At 70.9% G+C, this 21,798-nt stretch carries 21 protein-coding genes; 12 read left to right on the top strand and 9 right to left on the bottom strand.

The window, feature by feature from the left end; genetic code table 11:
• Nucleotides 1–8 precede the first annotated feature (8 nt).
• Both ACFYY7_RS25620 and ACFYY7_RS25615 read right to left on the bottom strand, forming a co-directional pair.
• Complete coding sequence (locus ACFYY7_RS25620) at nucleotides 9–2,243, bottom strand: OmpL47-type beta-barrel domain-containing protein (protein WP_388664863.1); 2,235 nt, start codon at nucleotides 2,241–2,243, stop codon at nucleotides 9–11.
• Complete coding sequence (locus ACFYY7_RS25615; RefSeq protein WP_388664861.1) at nucleotides 2,240–4,732, bottom strand: ThuA domain-containing protein; 2,493 nt, start codon at nucleotides 4,730–4,732, stop codon at nucleotides 2,240–2,242. The genes ACFYY7_RS25620 and ACFYY7_RS25615 overlap by 4 nt, the downstream gene beginning before the upstream one ends.
• Nucleotides 4,733–4,926: 194 nt before the next feature.
• Between ACFYY7_RS25615 and ACFYY7_RS25610 the strand changes: the two genes are divergently transcribed.
• Nucleotides 4,927–6,024 (top strand): multicopper oxidase domain-containing protein, encoded by a 1,098-nt coding sequence (locus tag ACFYY7_RS25610; RefSeq protein WP_388664859.1) that lies wholly within the window; start codon nucleotides 4,927–4,929, stop codon nucleotides 6,022–6,024.
• Between the two features lie 80 nt (nucleotides 6,025–6,104).
• On the opposite strand, the gene ACFYY7_RS25605 is transcribed toward ACFYY7_RS25610, so the two are convergent.
• Together ACFYY7_RS25605 and ACFYY7_RS25600 are read right to left on the bottom strand one after the other, a co-directional pair.
• Entirely contained in the window at nucleotides 6,105–8,381 is a 2,277-nt protein-coding gene (locus tag ACFYY7_RS25605) for a DEAD/DEAH box helicase (protein WP_388664857.1), read from the bottom strand.
• Between the two features lie 96 nt (nucleotides 8,382–8,477).
• Nucleotides 8,478–9,260, bottom strand: coding sequence for an IclR family transcriptional regulator (locus ACFYY7_RS25600; RefSeq protein ID WP_388664855.1), 783 nt, complete (start codon nucleotides 9,258–9,260; stop codon nucleotides 8,478–8,480).
• Between the two features lie 195 nt (nucleotides 9,261–9,455).
• Here ACFYY7_RS25600 and ACFYY7_RS25595 point away from each other — a divergent pair, with 195 nt between their 5' ends.
• The 7 genes from ACFYY7_RS25595 (at nucleotide 9,456) to ACFYY7_RS25565 (ending at nucleotide 15,314) form a co-directional block, all read left to right on the top strand.
• Nucleotides 9,456–9,566 (top strand): putative leader peptide, encoded by a 111-nt coding sequence (locus ACFYY7_RS25595; protein ID WP_388664853.1) that lies wholly within the window; start codon nucleotides 9,456–9,458, stop codon nucleotides 9,564–9,566.
• A gap of 146 nt (nucleotides 9,567–9,712) precedes the next feature.
• Nucleotides 9,713–10,720, top strand: a complete 1,008-nt coding sequence (locus tag ACFYY7_RS25590) for an ABC transporter substrate-binding protein (RefSeq protein ID WP_388664851.1) — start codon at nucleotides 9,713–9,715, stop codon at nucleotides 10,718–10,720.
• Between the two features lie 20 nt (nucleotides 10,721–10,740).
• Nucleotides 10,741–11,757, top strand: a complete 1,017-nt coding sequence (locus ACFYY7_RS25585) for an ABC transporter substrate-binding protein (RefSeq protein ID WP_388664849.1) — start codon at nucleotides 10,741–10,743, stop codon at nucleotides 11,755–11,757.
• Nucleotides 11,754–12,584 (top strand): ABC transporter permease, encoded by an 831-nt coding sequence (locus tag ACFYY7_RS25580; RefSeq protein ID WP_388664847.1) that lies wholly within the window; start codon nucleotides 11,754–11,756, stop codon nucleotides 12,582–12,584. The genes ACFYY7_RS25585 and ACFYY7_RS25580 overlap by 4 nt, the downstream gene beginning before the upstream one ends.
• A complete protein-coding gene (locus tag ACFYY7_RS25575) occupies nucleotides 12,581–13,336 on the top strand; it encodes an ABC transporter ATP-binding protein (RefSeq protein WP_388664845.1) in 756 nt (251 codons plus the stop codon). Before ACFYY7_RS25580 ends, ACFYY7_RS25575 begins: the two co-directional genes overlap by 4 nt.
• The gene (locus tag ACFYY7_RS25570) at nucleotides 13,337–14,236 is read left to right on the top strand and encodes an ABC transporter substrate-binding protein (RefSeq protein WP_388664843.1); all 900 of its coding nucleotides are present in this window, start codon (nucleotides 13,337–13,339) and stop codon (nucleotides 14,234–14,236) included.
• Nucleotides 14,237–14,240: 4 nt separating this feature from the next.
• On the top strand, nucleotides 14,241–15,314 hold the full coding sequence (locus tag ACFYY7_RS25565) for an LLM class flavin-dependent oxidoreductase (RefSeq protein ID WP_388664841.1): 1,074 nt from the start codon (nucleotides 14,241–14,243) through the stop codon (nucleotides 15,312–15,314).
• A gap of 113 nt (nucleotides 15,315–15,427) precedes the next feature.
• On the opposite strand, the gene ACFYY7_RS25560 is transcribed toward ACFYY7_RS25565, so the two are convergent.
• Nucleotides 15,428–16,303 carry a hypothetical protein gene (locus ACFYY7_RS25560; protein ID WP_388664839.1) on the bottom strand — a complete coding sequence of 292 codons (876 nt, stop codon included), beginning with the start codon at nucleotides 16,301–16,303 and terminating at the stop codon, nucleotides 15,428–15,430.
• 262 nt (nucleotides 16,304–16,565) lie between these two features.
• On the opposite strand from ACFYY7_RS25560, the gene ACFYY7_RS25555 reads away from it, so the two are divergent.
• The 3 genes from ACFYY7_RS25555 (at nucleotide 16,566) to ACFYY7_RS25545 (ending at nucleotide 18,233) form a co-directional block, all read left to right on the top strand.
• The gene (locus ACFYY7_RS25555) at nucleotides 16,566–17,366 is read left to right on the top strand and encodes a VOC family protein (protein WP_388664837.1); all 801 of its coding nucleotides are present in this window, start codon (nucleotides 16,566–16,568) and stop codon (nucleotides 17,364–17,366) included.
• A 73-nt stretch (nucleotides 17,367–17,439) separates the two neighbouring features.
• A complete protein-coding gene (locus ACFYY7_RS25550; protein WP_124720677.1) occupies nucleotides 17,440–17,688 on the top strand; it encodes a WhiB family transcriptional regulator in 249 nt (82 codons plus the stop codon).
• Nucleotides 17,689–17,732: 44 nt separating this feature from the next.
• The gene (locus ACFYY7_RS25545; protein WP_388664835.1) at nucleotides 17,733–18,233 is read left to right on the top strand and encodes a tetratricopeptide repeat protein; all 501 of its coding nucleotides are present in this window, start codon (nucleotides 17,733–17,735) and stop codon (nucleotides 18,231–18,233) included.
• Between the two features lie 72 nt (nucleotides 18,234–18,305).
• Here ACFYY7_RS25545 and ACFYY7_RS25540 read toward each other — a convergent pair whose 3' ends face one another.
• The 3 genes from ACFYY7_RS25540 to ACFYY7_RS25530 form a co-directional block, all read right to left on the bottom strand.
• A complete protein-coding gene (locus ACFYY7_RS25540; protein WP_356087370.1) occupies nucleotides 18,306–19,280 on the bottom strand; it encodes an acyl-ACP desaturase in 975 nt (324 codons plus the stop codon).
• A 304-nt stretch (nucleotides 19,281–19,584) separates the two neighbouring features.
• On the bottom strand, nucleotides 19,585–19,776 hold the full coding sequence (locus ACFYY7_RS25535; protein WP_358952994.1) for a hypothetical protein: 192 nt from the start codon (nucleotides 19,774–19,776) through the stop codon (nucleotides 19,585–19,587).
• 9 nt (nucleotides 19,777–19,785) lie between these two features.
• On the bottom strand, nucleotides 19,786–20,637 hold the full coding sequence (locus ACFYY7_RS25530; protein WP_388664833.1) for a Scr1 family TA system antitoxin-like transcriptional regulator: 852 nt from the start codon (nucleotides 20,635–20,637) through the stop codon (nucleotides 19,786–19,788).
• Nucleotides 20,638–20,782: 145 nt separating this feature from the next.
• On the opposite strand from ACFYY7_RS25530, the gene ACFYY7_RS25525 reads away from it, so the two are divergent.
• Complete coding sequence (locus ACFYY7_RS25525) at nucleotides 20,783–21,256, top strand: ATP-binding protein (protein WP_388664831.1); 474 nt, start codon at nucleotides 20,783–20,785, stop codon at nucleotides 21,254–21,256.
• A gap of 35 nt (nucleotides 21,257–21,291) precedes the next feature.
• Here the strand turns inward: ACFYY7_RS25525 and ACFYY7_RS25520 are convergent, their stop codons facing one another.
• Complete coding sequence (locus tag ACFYY7_RS25520) at nucleotides 21,292–21,708, bottom strand: SsgA family sporulation/cell division regulator (protein WP_388664829.1); 417 nt, start codon at nucleotides 21,706–21,708, stop codon at nucleotides 21,292–21,294.
• Nucleotides 21,709–21,798 lie beyond the last annotated feature (90 nt).

Raw genomic sequence — 21,798 nt, 5'->3', positions numbered from 1 at the left:
GGTTCCGGCTACAGCTCCTTGATACGGATGTCGCGGTACGAGACCACGTCCGTGGTGCTGTGGACCTGGAGTCCGATGTAGCCGGAGGCGTACCGCCGGCCGTCGGTGCCCGGGTCGTCGCCGCGCGGCGGCTCGAAGACCTGACCGCCGTTGTTGTCGAACTCGTTCAGCAGGACACCGTTGCGGTAGACCGAGTAGTGCTGGTCCACCACCCGGATCTCGTAGTCGTTCCAGGTGCCCTTGGGAGTGACCCCGGCGCCGGCCAGACCGACCCGGTCGAAGCCGTAGACCGAGCCGGTCTTGTACATGTCGCCGTCCGGCCGGTCGAGGATCTGCACCTCATGGCCGTACTTGATGGCGACCCACTCCGGACGTGACTCCTCCGGGTTGTCGTGGACGTTCGGGAAGCGGACGAACACACCGCTGTTGGCGTTGCCGGCGCCGGGGGCGTCGTCGCGCCACTGGAGCTTGAGCGAGAAGTCGCCGTACTGCCGGCCCGGGAACCAGAGCATGCCCATGCCGTCGACAGCGGTGGAGCTGGTGATCGTGCCGTCCGGGTTCAGCCCGAACTTCCCGCCGCCGACCTGCTGCCACTTGGCGAAGGACTCCGCCGTGCCGTCGAAGAGCTTCTTGTAGCCCTCGTCCTGGCCCGGCATGCCGATCCCCGACTGCTTGGCCGCCCGGTAGATCTTCTTGTGCTCACGGGCGTCGATCACACCGGCGGCGAGCAGCTTGTCGAGGACACCGTCGACGTGCTTGAGGAACAGCGCGTGCGACGACCAGTCCTTCTCGTCCTCGATCAGCTCGTTGATGGTGCAGCGGTTGCCCGTGATGCGGTTGGGGACCCCGGTGTCGACCGTGCCGACGATGACGGTGAGCCGCTCGTCGAACTCCGGGCAGTTCGGCGCCGGTACGCCGCCGCTCTCCGCGACGGTGAACGACACCTGCTTCGCCACGGAGGTGTTGCCGGCCTTGTCCGTGGCCCGGTGGGCGACGGTGTGATAGCCGATGCGGTCGACGATGACGGTGGTGGTGTACGCGAGGTACGGGCCGCCGTCGAGCGAGTACTCGACCTTGTCCACGCCCGATTCGGCGTCGGTCGCGGTGATGGTCACCTTGGCGCTGGTGATGTAGGCGTTGTCGGAGTTCTTGGCGCCCTCGACCTTCGCGGAGGTCTCCGGCGGGGTCTTGTCCTGCGTCGGCGGTGCGACGACGGTGAAGTCGGCCGACTTCTCGGCCGCCGTGTTGCCCGCCCGGTCGGTGGCCCGGTAGCGGACCGTGTGCGTACCGGTCTCGTGCACCATCACGGGCGCGGTGTACGGCTGCCAGGCGCCGTCCGCCCCGACCGCGTACTCGATGGTGTTGACGCCGGACCCGGTGTCGGAGGCGGTCACGGTGACCGTCGCCATGCCCAGGTAGCGCCCCTGGTCGTCCTTCTCGCCGGAGACGGTCGCCGAGGTCTCCGGCGGCGTCTTGTCGTCCGTCGGCGGTGCGGCGACCGCGAAGTCGACCGATTTCTCCGCTGCCGTGTTGCCCGCCTTGTCGGTGGCCCGGTAGCGGATGGTGTGTGCACCGACCTCGGTCACCACGACCGGCGCGGTGTACGGCTGCCAGGCGCCGTCCGCCCCGACCGCGTACTCGACGGTGTCCACGCCGGAGCCTTCGTCGGTCGCCGAGACGGTGACCGTCGCCTGACCGATGTAGGCGCCGTCGGTGTTCTTGTCACCGTCCACCTTCGCCGAGGTCCCGGGCGCCGTGGTGTCCTCGCCGCCACCGCCGTCGGTCACGGTGAGGATGCCCTGCATCGACTCGTGCCCCGGCATGGTGCAGTGGTAAAAGTACCGGCCGGGCGTGAGCGTGACCTCGGCGGTGTGCCTGCCGCCCTGGTCGTCGCCAGGGTTGGCCAGGATGTTCAGCGTGACGTCGTTGTTGAACTCCGGGTCCGAGACGCTGAAGGTGAGGGTGTGCGGCATCCCGGTGGTGTTGCCGGTCGCCGCGCTGTTCTCGAAGACGATGGTCGCCTTGCCGGCCACCGCGGTCTTCGGGGCGGACAGATAGTGGTCGATGGGGTCGCCCGCCGTCCAGGTGAGGACCTGGTCGGCCGCCGCGTCGGCGGAAGCAGCCGTACGGCCGTACGCCGCCGTCGAGGTCAGCCCCAGCACCATCAGGAACGAACCCAGCAGCGCCAGCCACAACCGGGCCGGACGGTACCGCCTTCGTGAGAGGACCGGACGATGTCTCACTGCGTTGCCGCCTTTCTGGCCAGATCGCCGGCGGCCGGGGTCGGACCGCCGCCCTTGTACGTCACACGCCACAGCGCGGACTTGGAGTCGGAGGTGAAGAAGCCGCGCCCGTAGTCCAGGACGTACAGCGAACCGTCCGGGGCGAACTTCCAGTCCATCAGGTTGCGGATGCCGTCCGCCCCGACCGGGATGATCTTCCGCAGGGACTCGGCGTGGGTGGGCAGACCGCCCTTGCCGACAGTCTTCGGGTCGGTGAGCACGGCGTGCCGGGGCTGGGTGTCGTCGTAGAAGTCACCGACGAACCACTTGCCGTCCCAGTACGAGGGCCACTTGTCGGCGCTGGTGCTCGCCGCGTCGTACCGGTAGACCGGGCCGTTCATCGTGGCCTGGCCGCCGCCCCTGAGCCACGGCAGCAGCTGCTTCTGCTCCGCGGCCTTGTAGCTCGGGATGCCGTTGGCGTCGCGCGGGTAGTCCACGCCACCGCCCTGCGGCGAGTACCAGATGGTGTTGGAGGTGACCGGCGGCAGGTTCACCAGGCCGTCGTTGTTCGGCGACTCGTTCTTCGGGTGGTCGCAGTCGTACCAGCCGAGCGGCTTGGTGGGGTCGGGCAGATTGCGGTCCCGGTAGGGCTGCTTGTTGCCCATGCAGTACGGCCAGCCGTGGTTGCCCGCCTTGGTGATCGCGGCGAACGTGTCGTACTTGGCCGGGCCCCAGGTGGTGGAGGGCGAGCCCGCGTCGGGACCGACCCAGCCCGCGTACAGCGTGTCGGTCGACTTGTCGACGGAGATCCGGGCCGGGTTGCGCACACCCATCACATAGATCTCGCCGCGGGTCTTGCCACCGCCCTCGTCGGGCTCCTTGCCGGTGAAGAGATTGCCCTCGGGCAGCGTGTAGGTGCCGTCGTCCTCCGGGTGGATCCGCAGGATCTTCCCGTTGAGGTTGTTCGTGTTGCCCGCGGTGCGGCGGGCGTCGGCGAACGAGACGCCCTTGTAGTTCGGCTGCGGGTTGTTCCCGGAGTAACCGTCACTGAAGCGGCTGGAGTTGTTGTCACCGGTCGCGATGTACAGATTGCCCTTGGAGTCCCAGGCCATCCCGCCGCCCGCGTGGCAGCAGCTGTGGACCTGGACGGGCCAGTTCAGCAGCACCTTCTCCGAGGACAGGTCCAGCTTGTTCGTGGCCAGGTCCATGGTGAAGCGGGAGACCTGACGCACCGCCATCTGCTTGTCGCGGTCCAGCTTCGAGTGCGGGGTGTAGTGCAGATACACCCAGCCGTTCTTCTCGAAGTCCGGGTCCAGCTCGATGCCGAGCAGCCCCTCCTCGACCTTGATCAGCTCGTCGCCGCCGCCCTTGTTGCCGAAGACCGTCAACTCACCGGCGAGGGTGACCTTCTTGGTCTTCGGGTCGTAGACGTGGATCTGCCCGAGGCCCTTGCCGATGTCGGGGTCGTTCCAGTCGGTGACGACCGGCCTGCTGCTGTCGGCGCCGCCGCGCCCGATGTACAGCACGCGTCCGTCGGGGGCGGTGACCAGGCCGTGCGGCTCGCCGATCTGGTCGTTCTGCCCCGGCTGGTTGGGCTGGGTGACGCGCTCGGCCTTGTAGTTGGAGTCGATCGTCGCCTTGCAGTCGGCCTGCGAGATGCGGGTCGTCCAGTCCAGCGCGCCGCGCAGATGGTCGCGGAAGTCGGTCTCCGCGAAGCTGTCGGCCGTGCCGCCCATCGCCGTGTAGAAGGACCGGCCGCCGTCGTAGTCGCGGCACCAGGAGACCGGGTGGTCCCAGCCGTTGGCACTCGCGCCCGGCTTGTAGGTGATCTCACGGACCCGGGCCACGGTGTGCACCGAGCCGGACGGGTTCTTCGTCCAGTTCAGCCACTTGTCGGGACGCTTCCACTCCAGCGGGAGGTTCTTGGTCGCCGGATGCTGCCGGTCGCCGATCTCGACCGTGGCGCGCTGCACGGCGGCCGGGCTGTCCGCCGCCGGGCGGGCACCGACCAGGCCGGTGAACCAGTCCGAGTACGGTTCGGTGCGCGCGGCGTCATGGATGCCGAGGAAGCCGCCGCCGGCCTCCATGTACGCCTCCAGGCCGGCCTCCTGCTCCGGGTCGAGGACGTCGCCGCCGCCGGTCAGGAAGACCACGGCGTTGAACCTGCCGAGCCTCTTGCCGTTGGTGAAGACCGCGGGGTCGTCGGTGGCGACGGTCTTGAACCGGCCGGATTCCGGGCCGCTCAGGCCGATCTTCTCGATCGCCGCGATCCCGGCGTCGACCGTCGGGGACTCCTCGGTGGCCGAGGCGTGGAACACCAGTACCTTGACGTCGGCACCGCCCGGTGGCGACGGCAGGGACAACGTTGTCGCCAGGGAGCCGGGCGGCTCCGGATAGGGCCTGGCCTCGGCCGCGTTGGCGCCGAGCAGGGAAGCGGTCAGTGCGCCGGCCGCGAGGCCTGCCGCGAGTCCGCGTCGCGATCTGGACCTGTGATGTGGTGCGCGCTGCATGTGGTCACCCACCCCTCTTTGGTCACTGCAACAGCGCATGAAGCTAGACCTCTTTTCGTGGTCCGCCAATAGCTATGGCGGCAATTGCACGAACTTTGTCCTGGCTGTGGATAAACGGAGATCCTCCGGCTACGGTGTGGGCCGTCCGGGGCGAGTCGGCGCTCCAAATTCCTTGGATCGGTGGGGAGTTCGGCATGGACAGAAGGAGCTTCAACCGGCGGATGCTGGTCGGCGGCGGGGTGGCGGCCGCGACCGGCCTGACATCGTTGTCCCTCGGCGCGATCGAGGCCAGCTCGGCGGAACCCGCGGTGGGGACCGCCCCGGCGGGCGGTGTGGTCCGCCATCTCAAGCTGTACGCGGAGAAGCTGGCGGACGGTCAGCTGGGGTACGGCCTGGAGAGGGGGAAGGCGTCGGTCCCGGGGCCGCTCATCGAGATCAACGAGGGCGACACTCTGCACATCGAATTCGAGAACACGACGGATGTGGCGGCCAGCCTCCACGCGCACGGCGTCGACTACGACATCGCGAGCGACGGCACCCGGATGAACAAGAGCATCGTCGAACCGGGCGGTACCCGGACCTACACCTGGCGCACCCATGCCCCGGGCCGGCGCAAGGACGGCACCTGGCAGCCGGGCAGTGCGGGCTACTGGCACTACCACGACCATGTCGTGGGCACGGACCACGGCACCGGTGGCATCCGGAAGGGCCTCTACGGTCCGCTGATCGTCCGGCGCCAGGGCGACATCCTGCCGGACAAGACGATCACGATCGTCTTCAACGACATGACGATCAACAACAAGCCCGCCCACGAGAGCCCGAACTTCGAGGCCACGGTGGGGGACCGGCTCGAAGTCGTCATGATCACGCACGGCGAGTACTACCACACGTTCCACATCCACGGTCATCGCTGGGCGGACAACCGGACCGGGCTGCTCACCGGCCCCGACGACCCGAGCCGGGTCATCGACACGAAGATCGTCGGCCCGGCGGACTCCTTCGGCTTCCAGATCATCGCGGGCGAACGCGTGGGCGCGGGCGCCTGGATGTACCACTGCCATGTGCAGAGCCACTCCGACATGGGCATGGCCGGACTGCTGCTGGTCGCCAAGCCGGATGGCACCGTGCCGGGGTACGAACCGCACCACATGACGGCCCATGGCGAGGCGGCGCCGGACAAGGCCGCGTCCGGAAGCGCGCGGACGGACGCGGCGAAGGACACGCCGAAGGGCACGGCAAAGGAATCGCCGAAGGGGGCGGCCGCGCACGATCCGGCCGCGCACGGCTCCTGACCTGACCCGGCCGCGCCGGCTCCTGATCTGACCGTCCGCGGGGCCCGGCACCGTCGGGGCGTGTCCACGTCCTGACGGCGTCAGCCCTCCGGCACCCCCCGCGTCGCCCCGTCCGCCTCGGCTGCCACGGCCGCCTCCTCGGCCGCGGCGGTCGCGGGCGGTCGGGCGGATCGGGTCGTTCCCGTCGCCAGGCGCAGCTGCTCCTCCTCGACGATGCGCCGGGCCAGCGCCCCGTCCGACACATCCACGGCGTCCGGCGTCGTCTCGGCGACATCGCTGCGCCGCGCGTACAGGTCGAACAGCCGCTCCTTGCGGGCCAGGATGTCCAGCATCCGCTCGTCGACGCTGTCGGCCGCGAGGAGCCGGTGCACCTGGACGGTCCGTATCTGCCCCATCCGGTGGGCGCGGGCCACCGCCTGGTGCTCCATCGTCGGCTTGATCTGCGGTTCGCAGATGATGACGACCGAGGCCGACTGCATGTTCAGCCCGACTCCGCCCGCCTGGATCTGGCTGAGCAGTACGGCATGACCGTCCACGGCGGCGAAGTCGTCGATCAGCCGCTGGCGGCGGTCGGCTGGCACGCTCCCCGACAACGGGCCGAACACGGGCGAGTCCAGGGCCTGTCCGACCGTGTGCAGCACTTCGCGGAAGTAGGAGAACACCACGACCTTCAGGCCGTTGTCCGCGGCCTCGGCCACCAGTTCGCGGAGCCGGTTCAGCTTCGCGGACGTGGCGGGCCGGGCGTACGCCGCCCGGCGCATCCGCATGAAGTGCCCGGCGCCCACCGCCTCGCGGTAGGCATCGAGATCGCCGGGGCTGAACTCCTCCCACTCGTCGACCTGTACCAGCGCCGGGAGTTCGGTCAGCACATCCACCTGGTTGCGCCGCAGATAGGCCGGGGCGACGGCCCTGCGGAAGGCGAGCGAACCGGCGGCTCCATGGGTGGTGTGTATCGAGGGGGCCAGCTCCGGCTGGAGGTGACGGACCAGGCTGCGGAACTCCTCGACGCGGTTCTCCATGGGCGTACCGGTCAGGAACAGCACCCGTTCGGTGTGCCGCGTCCATCCGGAGACGGCCTGGGACCGGCGGGTGGCGGGGTTCTTGACGTAGTGGGCCTCGTCGACCACCAGCATGCCGGGCCGGGTGCCGCAGTCCGCGGCGGCCGGGAGGGTGTGCAGGGCGTCGAACGTGGTGAGGGCGACCCCGCCGCCGCGCCGCCATTCGTCGAAGGCGGACTGCCGCTCGGGGCCGTGCACCGGAAGGGTGCGCAGAGTGGAGCGGGCGCGGATCTCGCGCGCCCAGTTGATCAGCACGCTGGCCGGGCAGACCACCAGGAAGTGTGTCTCGCCCCGCGCCGAGAGGTGCGCGAGCGCGGCGATGGCCTGCACGGTCTTGCCGAGCCCCATCTCGTCACCGAGGATGACCCGTTTCTGCGCGAGCGCGAACCGCGCGCCGAACGACTGGTAGCCGCGCAGCGAGACCCGCAGATGGGCGTCGTCCAGCCGCAGACCGCGCACCCGGTCCGCCATCCCGGACGGCAGGAACCCCTCGGCCGCGTCCCGGTCCGGCCCGGCGCCGGACATCTCGGCGATCAGACTGTAGTACTCGGCGGACCGCAGCTCGAAATCCACCCAGGCCGCGACGTCCGACTCCGCGCCCCGCAGCAGGTCGACGCTGACCTGCCCGAACAGCAGGGGCAGCTCGCGCTCGTCCGCCTCGGCGACGACGGTCCGTACCTCGGCGACGGCCTCCAGCGCCCGGGAGCGGGCCTGCCGCCCGGCGAACACCATGCGCAGCCGTCCCCGCGCCGGTCCCGCGGCGGCCAGCAGGGGCTCCAGGCGCCCGGCCAGCCGGCCCGCCGCGGCCACCGCCCGCCGGACGTCGGGACCGGCCTCCACCAGCCGGTGCAGTGCGACGACCAGCGCGGTCGTGGCGTCGTCCGGGGCGTCCACGTCTATCCGGACCGCGACCGTGTCCCGCACCGCGTGGGCGATCTGCCCGGCCGCGGCCAGCACCTGGTCGGCGGTCTGCGCGCCGACCCCCGGGATCTGGCGCAGCTCGTAGCGGTTGGCCTCGTGGACCTGGCCGACGGTGGTGAAACCGGCCTGCTCGACCGCGCCGAGCCGCAGCCTGCCCTCCGTGACGTCCTTGAGCCTGGCGGCCGGGATGACGGCGAGCTCCCGGCGGACGAGGGAGTCGAGCAGCGGCTTCAGCGCGGTGTGCACGGCTTCGACGGCGCGGGTGTGATCGGCCAGCACGGTGCGCGCGGACTCCAGCAGCCGCTCGGCCCGGGTCAGCAGCTCCCGGGCGGCCCTTCCCGTGGGCGCCCCGTCCTCCGTCGCTCCGGCCTGTGTCATGTACGTCCCTCTGTCCGCGCAGCCCGGCTGCGGTCCCGCCCGGCACCTGCCCGGACGGTTCCTATCGTGCCACGCGGCACCGACAGCCCAGGCTGGTCAGGGCGCGGGCGGGCGGCGCTCGGCCGGGGAGAGCAGCAGGACCTCCAGGGCCCGTGCGCAGGAGCGGGCCTGCGCCAGGAACCAGTCGGTGCGCGCGTCCGTGATCACGGACGGGGTGGCCCGGACCGCCAGGGCGAAGCGGGCATGACCGGTGCCGTCCAGGACCGGGACCGCCAGGGTCCGCACCCCGTGGGCCGACTCGCCGTCGTTGAGCGCGTAGGCGTCGGACCGTACCTTCGCCAACTCGGCCTCCAGGGCGGCCGGTTCGACGATCGTCCGGTCGGTGAACGCGGGCAGCGGCGGCAGTGAGGAGGGCCCGCCCTCGCCCGGCCGGGCCCAGGCCAGCAGGACCTTGCCGAGCGCCGTGGAGTGCAGCGGTCTGCGCAGTCCCACCTTCGGCGTCACCGAACCGCCCGCCACGATCACCGCATGGGGGCCGCTGCGCAGCGCCAGGTCGGCGGTGGCGCCGGTGCGTTCGGCGAGATCGGTCAGCTCGGGGGCGGCCAGATGCAGACCGCGCTGGTGGTACGAGAGCCTGCCCAGCTCTGTCACGGCGGGGCCCAGCCGGTAGCGGGACGTACGGGCGTCCTGTTCCAGGAAGTTCGCGCCGAGCAGGGTGCGGGCCAGGCGGTGCGCCGTGGAGGCGGAGAGCCCGAGGCGGCGGGCGAGGTCGGAGGCGCTGAGGTCGGGGCCGTTGTCGTGGAAGCAGTGCAGTACGTCCAGGGCGCGCTGCACGGCCTGCGCGCCGCCGGGAGCGCGCACTGCCGCGGCCTCGGTCATATCGGTTCACTCTCCGCTCGTGGGGGCTGAGGGACATGTGGTTGCCACATTACGGGAGTTGGAGACCTGGAAATCCGGGTGGTGAAACACTGTGTTCACACTGAATCCCACATCATGGGAAGCGAGTTGTGGGACTGCCTCGGCGCGTGGCAGTGTGCGACACGTCATCACCGACGAGCAGGAGGGAGCAGTGCCATGGCCCGTCGCCGAACCGCGACTCCTGCCCACGCCGCTCCGGTCCTGCTCGCCCTGACGCTGCGCCGTCACATCGACCTGGCGCGGGTCGCCAGCGCAGCCTGTCGCTGACCCCTTCCCGTTCGCGCTTCTCCTGCGCGATCCCCTCTCCTCCGCCGCGCCCCGGCGCGGCCGGGGCCTTCGGCCGTACCCGGTGTCCGCTTCCCGGCGTACGAGCCATGCCACCCACCGCTTCGCCGACCCCTCGGGAAGATCCCATGACGCATGCCGTCCCGCCCCGGACGCTCTGGTTCACCCGCTGTCCCGTCCCCACCGCGACCGGCATCGCCGCCGACCGCCGGTGGCTCACCGAAGAGTTCGCCCCCGACGGCATCACGGTGCGGTCCCTCCAGGACGCCGCGCCCGGTGCCGACCCGGCCGCCCACTTCACCCACGCGCTGCCGGGCCTGTTCCGTGAAGGCGGCAACGTGCCCGCCCTGTGGGCCCGTTCCCGCGGGGAGCGGACCCGGCTGATCGGCCTCACCTGGATCGAGGAGCGGCAGACCGTACTGGTCCGTCCCGGCTCCGGGATCCGGGGCGTCGAGGCGCTGCGCGGACTGCGGCTCGCCGTACCCGTGCACGACATCGCCATCGACTTCTGGCGGGCCATGGCCCTGCGCGGCTTCGAGGGCGCGTTCGCGGCGGCCGGACTCGGCCCGGGCGACGCCGCGTTCGTCGACGTACCCGCCGCCGGGCACCGGGGCCAGTGGGCCGCCGAGCTGGCGGCGCTGCGGCGCGGCGACGTCGACGCCGTGTACGTGAAGGGCGCGCCGGCCGTCGAGGCCGCCCGGCGGGAGGGCGCGGAGGTCGCCGTCGAACTCGACGAGCTGACCGACCGCCGGTTCCGGATCAACAACGGCACCCCGCGCCCCATCACCGTTCACCAGCAGCTCCTCGACGAACACCCCGGCCTCGTCGACCGCTTCCTCGCCGTCCTGCTCAGGGCCGCCGACTGGGCCACCGAACAGCCCGCCGAGGTCGCCCGGATCCTCGGCGCCGAGACCGGCGCGGGCGCCGAGGGCGTGGCCGGGGCCTACCGGCCGGGCACCCATCTCACCCTCCACCCCGACCTCTCCCCGGACCGCCTGACCCTGCTCGCCGAGCAGGAGGCCGGGCTGCGCGCCCACGGCTTCCTGCCCGAACCCGTCGACATCACGGCCTGGGCCGACCCCGAGCCGCTGCGCCGCGCCGCCGAACTGGCCGCCTCCCGCCCCGTCCGTCCCTGAGTTGCGAGGACCCCGACACCATGAACCTCCCCCGACCACTGCACACCGCCTTCGCCCCCGCGCTCCTCACGGCCACCGCCCTGATCGCCCTCACTGCCTGCGGCTCGTCCGCGGCCGACAGCGGCGGTTCCGGCGCCGAGGGCACGGTGGACATCCGCATCCCCGACCCCGGCAACTCCGGTGTGCTCGCCCTCGGAAAGAAGGACGGCAGCCTCGGCAGGGCGCTCGCCGAGGTCGGCGCCAAGGTGCGCTGGACCGGCAGCGCGGGCCCCTTCGCCCCGGCCGCCCAGGCGATGAACGCCGACCAGCTCGACATCGCCACCGGCTCCATCACCTCCGGCATCACCTCGCTCGCCCAGCGACCCGGCTTCAAGTTCTTCACCGCGGTCGACCCCGACGCCGCCGGCGAGGGCATCCTCGTCAAGAACGGTTCCGGCATCGGCTCGGTCGCCGACCTGGTCGGCAAGAAGGTCGCCGTCAACCAGGGCGGCACCGGCGAATACCTGCTGCTGAAGGCCCTCGCCAAGGCCGGCATCCCCGCAGGCAAGGTCAAGCGCGTCTATCTGCGCCCCGACCAGACGGCCGCCGTCTTCAACGCGGGCAAGGTCGACGCCTGGGCGGTCTGGGCGACCTACGCCGTGGCCGAGATCGGCAGCGGCAAGGCGCACTTCGTCGCCGACGGCGCCGCGATCGGCTCCGACAACTACAGCCTCAACGCCGTGCGCACCGGCTTCGCCGAGCAGCACCCCGAGATCGTCAAGGCGCTCTACCGGTACCTCCACGACGCCAGCGCCGAGGAGAAGCAGAACCCGGCCGCGTACCTCAACGTCTTCACCGACGTCGGACCGACCGCCGTCACCGGCAAGGCGAAGGAGGTCCAGACCGGATTCACCCGCGAGGGCGGCACCGTCGACCCCATCGGCCCCGAGGACATCGAGCGCTTCGAGGACGTCGCCGGCTTCTACGCCGAGCAGAAGGTCACCACCGAGAAGGTCGACGTCGCCGCCCACCTCCTCGACATCGAGAAGCTGAAATGAGCGGTACCGGCCTGCACCCGGGCCTCGTCCGGCCCCGCCCCCAGCGGCGCAGGGCCCGCAGCCGCACCTACTCCGCCACCGTCCGGACACTCGGCCCCATCGCCCTCCTCGTCCTGTGGTGGGCGGCATCCGCCACCGGCGTCCTCACCCCCGACGTGCTCGCCTCTCCCGCCGAAGTGCTAAGTGCCGTAGGGGAGTTGTGGGGAAACGGGCAGCTGCCCGACGCGCTCACCACCTCCCTCACCCGTTCCGGCCTCGGCCTCCTCATCGGGCTCGCCGCCGGGCTGGTGCTCGGCATCACCACCGGATTCACCCGCGTCGGCGACGAACTCCTCGACTCCTCCATCCAGACCCTGCGCACCATCCCGTTCCTCTCCCTGGTGCCCCTGTTCATGGTCTGGTTCGGGATCAACGAGACGGCGAAGATCCTCCTCATCGCCGTCGCCACCACCTTCCCGATGTACGTGTCGACATCGAGCGGGGTACGCAACACCGACCCCAAACTCATCGAGGCGATGCGCAGCTTCGGCATGGGCCGCGTCGCCCTCGTCCGCGAAGTCGTCCTTCCCGGAGCCCTGCCGTCGCTGCTCGCCGGGCTGCGGCTCTCCATGACCCTCAGCGTCATCGCCCTGATCGCCGCCGAGGAGATCAACGCCACGGCAGGCATCGGCTATCTGATGTCCCAGGCGCAGAGCTACGCCCGCACCGACATCCTCGCCGTCTGCATCCTCGTCTACGGGCTGCTCGGACTCACCGCCGACATCGTCGTACGGCTGCTGGAACGCGTACTGATGCCCTGGCGCACCCCACAGGGAGCCGGCCGATGACCGACCGCACTCCTCAGCCGGCCGTACGGGTACGGGAACTGCGGCGCGTCTTCGGCGACCGGGCGGTGCTCGACGGACTCGAACTCGACATCGCACGGGGCGAGTTCGTCGCCCTGCTCGGTGCGAGCGGCAGCGGCAAGACGACCCTGCTGCGCATCCTCGGCGCACTCGACCGGGCCGACGGGGGAGAGGTCCTCGTCCCCGAGGCCCGCACCGTCGTCTTCCAGGAACCCCGCCTCGTACCGTCGAAGAAGGTCCTCGCCAATGTGACGGTGGCCCTGCCGCGCGGCAGCTCCGGACACGGGCTGCGGGCCCTGGCCGAGGTCGGCCTCGAACGGCACGCCGACGCCTGGCCCGCCACCCTCTCCGGCGGCGAGGCACAGCGCGTCGCCCTCGCCCGCGCCCTTGTCCGCGAACCCGAACTGCTGCTGCTCGACGAGCCGTTCGCCGCACTCGACGCCCTGACCCGGCTCAGGATGCAGGACCTGGTGGGGGAGCTGTGCCGCAAGCACCGGCCCGCCGTCCTCCTCGTCACCCACGACGTGGACGAAGCCGTACGGCTCGCCGACCGGGTCGCCGTACTGCGCGACGGCCGGCTGATCACCGACGAGCCGGTCACCGTCGGCCGGCCGCGCGACCCCGGCGACCCCGCCTTCGCGGCCCTGCGCCGACGGCTCCTCGACGACCTCGGCGTCAAGACGGCCACGCAGCCCTCAACCACCCCCGAACGTACCGAAGTCGGAGTGATCTGAATGACCATCACCATCGGTGTGCACAGCAGCAACCCGTCCCTCTACCACCTGTACCACCTCTCCCGGCTCGGCCTCGCCCAGGAGGAACTCGCCCCGCTGGGCGAGAGCGTCGTCTTCCACCCGTACACCAACGGCGTCCGCACCGGGGAACTCCTCAGCCGGGGCGTCATCGACTTCGGCGGCACCGGCTCCACCCCGCCGGTCACCGGCCAGGCCGCCGGCCACGACATCGTCTACACCGCCGTCTCCGCCCCGCGCCCCGGGCACGGCGCACTCCTGGTCCCCGAGGACAGCCCCGCGCGCACGGTCGCCGACCTCAAGGGCACCACCGTCCACCTCGCGATCGGCTCCTGGCAGACCCACCTCATCGCCAAGGCGCTGGACGACGCCGGGCTCTCCTACGCCGACGACATCACCGCCGTCCGCAGCACCGACGACAGCGAGGAACTGCTGCGCACCGGCGCCATCGCCGCCTGGGTGGCCCAGGGCGCCCAGCTCGCCGCCGCCCGCCGCACCGGCGGGCTGCGCACTCTGATCCGCACCGGCGACGTCATCACCGACCGCTCCGTCTTCTTCGCCCGCCGGGACCTGGCCGAGAGCCGCCCCGAGGTCATCGAGGCGCTCACCCGCGCGCTCCAGCGGGCCGACGACTGGGCGGCGGCGCACCCCCGCGAGGCGGCCGAGATCGCCGCCGCGGACCTCGGCGGATCCGCCGACGACTGGGAGACCGCGCTGCGCGCCCTGCCGTGGAAGATCGAGCCCGTCACCGACGCCTTCCTCACCGAGCAGCAGGAAGCGGCCGACATCTTCCACCGCAGCGGATTCATCGACCGCCCGGTCACCGTCGCCCAGGCCCTCGCCGGTGCGGGCTCCGGCGCCGGCGCGGACCGGGCGGTGTGACGACATGGCGACCGAAGTCCTCTGGTACGTCATCCCGCGCGAAGGCGCCTACCCCTGGGAGCCCGAGGGCCGGCGCCCGGTCGACCTCGGCTACCTCGCCCAGCTCGCCGGCACGGTCGAACGCCTCGGCTACAGCGGTGCGCTGCTCGCCACCGACCTGTACGACGTCTGGCCGCTCGGCAGCGCGCTGGCCGCCTCCACCAGCACCGCGTTCAAGCCCCTGCTGGCCGTCCACCCCGGTCTCATCTCGCCCACCCTGCTCGCCAAGATGGCCCTCAGCTTCGACAACCTCTTCGGCGGTCGGCTCCGCTTCAACGTGGTCAACGGCTCGACGAAGTCGCTCCAGGAGTACGGGCTCCACGTGGAGCACGACGAACGGTACGAACTGAGCGCCGAGTACTGGTCGATCGTGAAGCGGCTCACCGCCGGTGAGGTCTTCGACCACAAGGGCCGCTTCTACGACCTGAAGAACGCGGGTGCGTCCTTCCGGGAGCTGAGACCGGTCCAGGAGTCACACATCCCGCTCTGGTTCGGCGGCTCGTCCGACCCGGGGATCGAGATGGCGGCCGAGCACGTCGACGTCTTCCTCACCTGGGGCGAACCCCCGCACCTGCTCAAGGAGAAGCTGGCGAAGGTCAGGGCGCGGGCCGCCGCGTACGGCCGCACGCTCAGGATCGGGCTCCGCCTCCACCTCATCGTCCGGGACACGGAGGACGAGGCATGGGCCGCGGCCGACCGGCTCCTCGACGTGACGCGCGAGGCGACGTACGCCCGGCAGCTCGGCGACCGGGCGGGGGAGGACGGCGTGGGCTGGCAGCGCCAGTTCCGCCAGCACGGCGGCAAGGTTCCGGCGCACGCCCGGGAGCTGGAGACGCACCCCAACATGTGGCCGGGCATGAGCCTGTTCCGCCCGGGGCCGGGCACGGCGGTCGTCGGTTCGACGGCCCAGGTCGTCGAACGCCTCAAGGAATTCGAGGGGCTGGGCGTCGACACCTTCATTCTCTCCGGCAACCCGTTGCTGGAGGAGGCCTACCGGGTGGCGGAGACGGTGCTTCCGGCACTGGGCATCACCCGCTGACCGGCCGGGGGGGGCGGGAGCACCGGAGCGTGCCCCGCCCCTCCCGCCTCCCGTTCCAGTGGTCGTCTTCCAGTGGTCGTCGCGACACTCCCGACCCGTGCCGACGACACGTCTCACCGATCGCCGCGCGCCATGTCGAACACCGACCAGTCCGTCCCGCCGCGCTCACGGACATGGATGCGCGGACCACGACAGACCATGTTCCGGCGGCGCGCCGGGGCGCGCCCGTCGGGCCGGACCAGCCGCGCGGCCCCCGGTTCCGGCTCGACCGTGTGCTCCGTGATCCGGCCGTACGTCAGCACACCGTCGAAGTCCACGAAGGCCGCGCGCCCGCCGTCCACCGCCACGCCCCCGACGCGGCTCACCCGCGTGGTGCGGACCCGCACGTAGCCGTCGGCCCGGACCTCGATCAGCGGGTGGTGCATGTACGGGCAGGCCCACGCCGTCGTCCCGTGGACGTTGAGGGCGAGGCAGTCCGACATGTCCAGCGGGCCGGGCCCGGGGCTGAACGACCACAGCGGTTCGCCCGTGCTGCTCCACCGCCGCAGACCGGGGTGGCTCAGCGGGTCGTCGCCGTACACCCCCTCGTCGAAGTGGCCGACCCAGAGGGCGCCCGACGTGTCGGTCAGCAGATGCTCGAGCGCGTCGCCCACCCGGAACGTCCACGACGGACGCCCCAGCGCGTCGAAGACCTGCACATGGTCGGCGTCCACCTTGCTGCGGGCCTCCGCGAGCACGAAACCGCCGTCGGGCAGGGCGTCGAACCAGGGACGGTACAGCGTGACGGCGCTGAGATGCGTCTCGTCCACCTCGCCCCGGTCCGCGGTGACGACCAGGGCCTCGTACGGATCGACCGGTCCCGGGCCGGGGTCGCGTTCGGTAAGCAGCCAGTGCACCCGGCCGTACGCGTCGACGGTGCTGTGCAGCAGGCGCAGCCGGCCGTATGCGCGCGGCAGGCGGGCGTACTCGGTCAGGCGGACGGACTCCATGGTGCTCCTCGGCGTGGTGCGTGAACGGGTCGGCTGCGGGCTTGCGCAGGACCGGTGGCGCGTTCGCCGGGTGCCGGAGCGGGGGGCGCTTACGCGGCATGGGCCTTTCTGGTGGTCATGGAGGAGATCATCCACGAGGGCGGTTCACGTGCGCAATGCCCGCCCGTCCGCGGGCTGCGGTCGCCGGTGCCCGGTGCGAGACTCGGAACGTCGGGGAGGACCCCCGTGCCGCACGGCACGGGCACCGCCGAAGGAGCCGGCCATGCTCACCACCCGTTACGTCGACGGAGCGCCCGACTGGATCGACCTGGGCACACCCGATCTCGACGGGGCTGTTGACTTCTACACCGGTCTCTTCGGCTGGGAGTACGTGGCCGGCGGCCCGGAGACCGGTGGCTACGGCATGTTCACGCTGGACGGGAAGACGGTCGCCGGCGCGATGACGGTCACCGAGGAGCAGGCGGCGCCGTCCTGGTCGGTGTATTTCCGGTCGTCGGACGCCGACGCCACGGCGCGGGCGGTCGAGCAGGCCGGCGGCACCGTACCGTTCGCCCCGATGGATGTCCTGGACTTCGGCAGAATGGCCGGATTCAAGGACCGGGCTGGCGCCTACTTCGGCATCTGGCAGCCGGGCGGGAACCCTGGCCTGGGCGCCGTGGGCGTCCCCGGCAGTCTGTGCTGGGCGGAGCTGTACACCCCGGACGTGCCCGCGGCCGCCGCGTTCTACGGCGCGGTCTTCGGTTGGGGGAGCGCGCGGGCACCGTTCCCCGGGGGCGGCGGGTCCTACACGGTGATCCGGACCGGCGGCGGTGGCGAGGAGGCGGCCTTCGGCGGCTTCGTACCGCTGAACGCGGTGCCGGCACGGGCGGTGGCCGGATCGCACTGGCTGCCCTACTTCGAGGTCGCCGACTGCGACGAGGCGGTCGCGGACGTGGAACGGCTGGGCGGCAGACCGACCCTGGAACCCACGGAGATGGAGGGTGTGGGAAAGTTCGCCAACGTGGCCGATCCGGACGGCGCCGAATTCGCTCTGATCAAGAGCGCGTCCACGCCACAGAGCTGACCGGAAGTCATCGGCGCGCCGCATTGATGAGGCGTTGATCGGTCGTTTATCGCGACCGGGCACTGTGGACCGCATGCTGATCAACACCGCGGCCGACCCCGCACTCGCCTGGCAGGAGACAGCGCTGTGCGCCCAGGCAGGGCCCGAGTTCTTCTTTCCCGCCCCCGGCAGCTCCACCCGTGAGGCCAAGCAGCTCTGCAACGCCTGCGAGGGGCGCGAGGCATGCCTGGAGTACGCCCTCGCCAACGACGAGCGCTTCGGCGTATGGGGCGGGCTGTCCGAGAAGGAGCGGGACCGGCTGCGCAGAACCGGCCGCGACTGAGGGGCCGTGGCCGGACCGCCCCGCGGGCCTGGGACGATGCCCGTATGAATGATCACGACCGGGACAGTTCGCTCGCGGCGGCCGTACGGCTGCGCACCGAGGGCCACCAGGAGGAGGCCAGACAGCGCCTGCTGGCCCTGTCCGCCGAGTTCCCCGCGGACGCGGAGATCGCCTATCAGACCGCCTGGGCCCACGACGTGCTCGGGCTGGAGGCGGAGGCAGTGCCGTTCTACGAACGCGGCCTCGGCGGCACCGGGCTGTCGGAGGAGGACCGCAGGGGCGCGCTCCTCGGCCTGGGGAGCACGCACCGGGTGCTCGGGCAGTACGAGAAGGCCGTCGAGGTGCTGCGCGGCGGTGTCGAGCAGTTCCCCGACCACGGGGCGCTGCGCACGTTTCTCGCCATGGCCCTGTTCAACACCGGCGAGCACCACGAAGCCATGCGGTTGCTGCTGGAACTCCTCGCGACCAGCAGCGAGGACCCGTATGTGCGCCGGTACCGGGCAGCGATCGAGCACTACGCGCGGGACCTGCACGAAACGGTGTGAGCACCGGCACGGGCGTCGACCCGCCGGCCACCGGACGGCGGCAGACGGGTCGACGGGCCGGGCCCGGAACGGTCAGGCGCCGGCGCGCGCGGCCATCCGCGCCTTGCGGGCGGCCAGCTTCTCGTCGAACTTCGCCGCCTCGCTGTCCAGGCCGCCCATGTACAGGCCCAGCTCCTCCTGCGCCTTCAGGCCGTCGGGGCCCAGGCCGTCGATGGAGAGCACCTTCAGGTAACGCAGCACGGGCTGGATCACGTCGTCGTGGTGGATGCGCATGTTGTAGATCTCGCCGATCGCCATCTGCGCGGCGGCCCGCTCGAAGCCCGGCATGCCGTGACCGGGCATCCGGAAGTTGACGACGACGTCGCGCACGGCCTGCATCGTCAGGTCGGGGGCGAGCTCGAAGGCCGCACCGAGGAGGTTGCGGTAGAAGACCATGTGCAGGTTCTCGTCGGTCGCGATCCGCGCGAGCATCCGGTCGCAGACCGGGTCGCCCGACTGGTGGCCGGTGTTGCGGTGCGAGACGCGGGTGGCCAGCTCCTGGAACGCGACGTACGCCACCGAGTGCAGCATCGAGTGGCGGTTGTCCGACTCGAAGCCCTCCGCCATGTGCGCCATCCGGAACTGCTCCAGCTTGTCCGGGTCGACGGCCCGTGAGGTGAGCAGGTAGTCACGCATCACGATGCCGTGCCGGCCCTCCTCCGCGGTCCAGCGGTGCACCCAGGTGCCCCAGGCACCGTCGCGGCCGAAGAGGGAGGCGATCTCGTGGTGGTAGCTCGGGAGGTTGTCCTCGGTCAGCAGGTTCACCACCAGGGCGATCTTGCCGATGTCGGTGACCTTGGACTGGTCGGCCTGCCAGGCCTCACCGTCCTCGAAGACCCCGGGGAAGTTCCGCCCGTCGGAGAACGGCACGTACTCGTGGGGCATCCAGTCCTTGGCGACCTTGAGATGGCGGTTGAGCTCCTTCTCCACCACCTCTTCCAGGGCGTACAGCAGCTGGGCGTCGGTCCACGCCTTCGGGCTGCCGAGGTGGGGAGCGGTGATCGTCACGGGGGACTCCTGGGGACGGGAGAATTACCTACGGATACGTAGGTTACGAGACCGTAGGTTAAAGCTGCGGTAAGGCCACCGCCAAGCCCGCCCTCGCGATGTCCGGTTACGTAACGTTATGTACGCAGGTCCCGGGGTGGTTGGGTGTCCGCGAACGAGGTTCGGCGCGGTGCGATGCGATCCATCCGTACCGGCGGCGCGCCGGTGACCGGGACCGGCCGGCCCCCGGCTGCGGGGCGCTCAGAGCTGTCGGCGTACTCGGAGCGGACCTTCGCGGGGGCGCGGGCGCGGTCGGGGCGTGCGGTCAGAGCAGGTGGTCCGCCGCACCGGCCTTCACCGCGGAGATCAGCGCCCGCAGCGCCTCCACGGAGTCGCTGACGTAGGCGGTGGTGTCGGTGGTGGAGCCGATGTATGCCCGGCCCTGGTCGTCGAGTCCGAAACGGAAGCAGTTGGCGCCCTCGCTGCAGAAGGCTTCGTCCCAGCAGATATCGGTCATGGTCGCTCCTCAGAGGTCCTGGGCTATGGATCGGATGAAGTCGCGCGACTCCTCGACGGGCAGTGCGAGTGTGCGAAGGCGCTCCAACAGGCCGCGATAGCGCCGCAGTTGCATGTCGGAGTCCAGCAGCATCGAACCATGCGAGGAGTCGAGCTGCACGGTGTCGAGCTGCGGTACCGCGGCGCCCACATAGGTGAACGACTGTCCGGCACCCGGGAAACCGCCGGCCTCGAACGGGATCACCCGTACCGTGATCCGGTCCCGCTCGGACTGTTCGAGGATGTGGTCCAGTTGGGCCCTCGCCACCTTCGGGCCGCCGAACTGCATGCGCAGTGCCGCCTCGTGGATCACCGACTCGTACATCGGCGGACGGTCCCGTTCCAACACCTCCTGGCGGCGCAGCCGCAGCGACAGCCGGGCCATCAGATCGGGTCCGGGCAGTTGTGGATCGGCCGTGTCGAAGACCGCCCGCGCATGCTCCTCGGTCTGCAGGAGGCCGGGGATGTGCGTGGTGGTGGAGGTCGTCAACTCCGATGCGTGGTACTCGAGTTCGGCGATGTCGAGCAGTCCCGGCAGCAGTAGCCCCCGGTGCTCCTCCCACCAGCCCCGGGCGCGCTCCTGGGCCATCTCGGCGAGCAGGTCGACCAGCCCGGTGTCCGGGCAGCCGTAGTTGAAGGCGAGGGTGCGGACCCGTTCGGCGCTGATGCCGAACCGTCCCGATTCGATGTTCGGGATGCGGGTGCGGTCGACGCCGAGCAGTGCGGCGGCCTGCTGCACCGGCATGCCCGACTGCTCGCGCAGTTTGCGGAGTTCGTACCCGAGTCGCTGCTGCCGGGCGGTCGGGGTGCTTCTGGGGGGCAAGGTGCGGTCCCTTTCGGGGTGGGAGTGAAATGACCGGAACCGCACAAGTAGTAGCACTGTGCTCCTTGGTGCGCTACGGTCGGTAGCGCAAGTCTCACACGGGGCGACCGCACCTGTGTGTGATCGTCACCACAATTACCGAAATGTGAGCATCTTGATGAAAGGCGCGCTGCGTTGTCTGCCGGCCCCCGCACCTGCCGGACCCCACCCACCGGTGGCGGACAACCTGAGTTATTCGTTCGCACTGCCCGGTGGCGCCTTCTGCGCCGGCCTCGCACGTGGTGCCGTGGGTGACCTTCTCACCCGGCACGGCCTCACGGGGCTCCGGGAGACGGCCGTACTCGCCGCATCCGAACTGGTCGCCACCGCCTACCGGTTCACCCCGGAGCGGGAGATGCTGCTGCGGGTGCACTGGCAGTTCGACGCACTCCGCATCACCCTCTACGACCAGCACCCCGCGCACGGCTCGTTCGTGAAGTCCGAGGAATGCCGCGAGCGCCGCAGCGAGAGCATGTGGCTGCTGGCCGCCGCGGTCGACGCGCACGGCGGGGACTGGGGGCTGGCGCCCGCGCTGACCCCGTCCGGCGGCTGCAAGGCCTGGGCCTTACTCCACAGCTGACGCCCATACCGTCCCGGCCCGCCGGACGCGAGCTCTCAGCAGGGGCCGCCGAGCAGATCGGTCAGGCCGCGGTCGAGATCCAGGAACCGGTGCTCGTCGCCGACGGGCACCATTTCCTGCGCCCGCGCCAGAAAACGGCGCAACTCCGCCGTACGGACGTGCACCATCGCGATGCCCTCGGCGGCGTGGAACTCCAGGACCGTACGGTCGTAACCGAACGGCCTGACGCGTACGTCCCCGACACCGGCCGCCCCGTCCATCCCCGCCGCCAGCAGCTCACGGGAGAACTCCCAGGCGACCTCGGTGCCCTCCAGGGTCGCGGGGGCGGGAAACGCCATACGCACAGCGAACGGATCCCTGGGGTCGTAATGCAGGGTGGCGGGAAGGGTCTCCATCCGCGGTGCGGATGCGACCATGCGGGCCTGCACGGACTGCTCGATAACGGTGGACAAGACCTGCTCCCTTTCTCGGCCAGATGAACGGTTCCCGGCACTGATACAGACGAAGGAAGTCCCTCATCCGTGCACCGGAAGGTGGCGTGA

It is taken from the genome of Streptomyces sp. NPDC001933 (assembly GCF_042890955.1).
Lineage (GTDB): Bacteria > Actinomycetota > Actinomycetes > Streptomycetales > Streptomycetaceae > Streptomyces.
Note: the sequence above shows the minus strand (reverse complement) of the source record. Positions and strands in the feature narration are given on the sequence as shown.

What these genes read in the sequence shown, in the direction of transcription:
- ACFYY7_RS25615 (WP_388664861.1), bottom strand. Translation starts at nt 4,732, where the DNA reads ATGCAGCGCGCACCACATCACAGGTCCAGATCGCGACGCGGACTCGCG.
- ACFYY7_RS25610 (WP_388664859.1), top strand. Translation starts at nt 4,927, where the DNA reads ATGGACAGAAGGAGCTTCAACCGGCGGATGCTGGTCGGCGGCGGGGTG.
- ACFYY7_RS25605 (WP_388664857.1), bottom strand. Translation starts at nt 8,381, where the DNA reads ATGACACAGGCCGGAGCGACGGAGGACGGGGCGCCCACGGGAAGGGCC.
- ACFYY7_RS25600 (WP_388664855.1), bottom strand. Translation starts at nt 9,260, where the DNA reads ATGACCGAGGCCGCGGCAGTGCGCGCTCCCGGCGGCGCGCAGGCCGTG.
- ACFYY7_RS25595 (WP_388664853.1), top strand. Translation starts at nt 9,456, where the DNA reads ATGGCCCGTCGCCGAACCGCGACTCCTGCCCACGCCGCTCCGGTCCTG.
- ACFYY7_RS25590 (WP_388664851.1), top strand. Translation starts at nt 9,713, where the DNA reads ATGACGCATGCCGTCCCGCCCCGGACGCTCTGGTTCACCCGCTGTCCC.
- ACFYY7_RS25585 (WP_388664849.1), top strand. Translation starts at nt 10,741, where the DNA reads ATGAACCTCCCCCGACCACTGCACACCGCCTTCGCCCCCGCGCTCCTC.
- ACFYY7_RS25580 (WP_388664847.1), top strand. Translation starts at nt 11,754, where the DNA reads ATGAGCGGTACCGGCCTGCACCCGGGCCTCGTCCGGCCCCGCCCCCAG.
- ACFYY7_RS25575 (WP_388664845.1), top strand. Translation starts at nt 12,581, where the DNA reads ATGACCGACCGCACTCCTCAGCCGGCCGTACGGGTACGGGAACTGCGG.
- ACFYY7_RS25570 (WP_388664843.1), top strand. Translation starts at nt 13,337, where the DNA reads ATGACCATCACCATCGGTGTGCACAGCAGCAACCCGTCCCTCTACCAC.
- ACFYY7_RS25565 (WP_388664841.1), top strand. Translation starts at nt 14,241, where the DNA reads ATGGCGACCGAAGTCCTCTGGTACGTCATCCCGCGCGAAGGCGCCTAC.
- ACFYY7_RS25560 (WP_388664839.1), bottom strand. Translation starts at nt 16,303, where the DNA reads ATGGAGTCCGTCCGCCTGACCGAGTACGCCCGCCTGCCGCGCGCATAC.
- ACFYY7_RS25555 (WP_388664837.1), top strand. Translation starts at nt 16,566, where the DNA reads ATGCTCACCACCCGTTACGTCGACGGAGCGCCCGACTGGATCGACCTG.
- ACFYY7_RS25550 (WP_124720677.1), top strand. Translation starts at nt 17,440, where the DNA reads ATGCTGATCAACACCGCGGCCGACCCCGCACTCGCCTGGCAGGAGACA.
- ACFYY7_RS25545 (WP_388664835.1), top strand. Translation starts at nt 17,733, where the DNA reads ATGAATGATCACGACCGGGACAGTTCGCTCGCGGCGGCCGTACGGCTG.
- ACFYY7_RS25535 (WP_358952994.1), bottom strand. Translation starts at nt 19,776, where the DNA reads ATGACCGATATCTGCTGGGACGAAGCCTTCTGCAGCGAGGGCGCCAAC.